Here is a 432-nt window from a genome sequence, read left to right as displayed (position 1 = left end):
CGTTTGACTCACTTAGGTTCCAAAAAATATTGCCTTTCATCATTTTTTAACTAGAGATTTTGGCTATTTTGAATAGCAGGGATTTTCAAAGTTTTGTATGAATCGATTTTTTGTTTACATCTTAAAATGCTCCGATTCAAGTTATTACACTGGAGTCACTAATTCAATTGAGCGAAGATTTTCAGAGCATCAAGAAGGAATAGATCAAACTTGTTATACTTTTAAAAGGCGGCCTCTAGAACTTGTTTTCGTTCAAGAATTTATGGAGATCAAAGAAGCTATTGCTTTTGAAAAACAAATTAAAGGTTGGAGCAGAAAAAAGAAGGAAGCGATAATAGTTGATAATTGGAGTCTTTTAAAATCATTGGCGGAATGTAGGAACGAATCGTCGCATAAGAATTATGGTTCAGATAAATCATATCCTGACATTCC

Annotated in this window: 1 protein-coding gene; it reads left to right on the top strand. The window is 32.9% G+C overall.

The window, feature by feature from the left end; all coding sequences use genetic code 11:
- Window positions 1-97 precede the first annotated feature (97 nt).
- Window positions 98-432: GIY-YIG nuclease family protein (locus B0E43_RS00065; protein WP_139352614.1), on the top strand; the 335-nt coding region annotated here is incomplete at its 3' end.

The sequence above is a fragment of the Algoriphagus sp. A40 genome, assembly GCF_002002735.1.
Lineage (GTDB): Bacteria > Bacteroidota > Bacteroidia > Cytophagales > Cyclobacteriaceae > Algoriphagus.
Note: the sequence above shows the minus strand (reverse complement) of the source record. Positions and strands in the feature narration are given on the sequence as shown.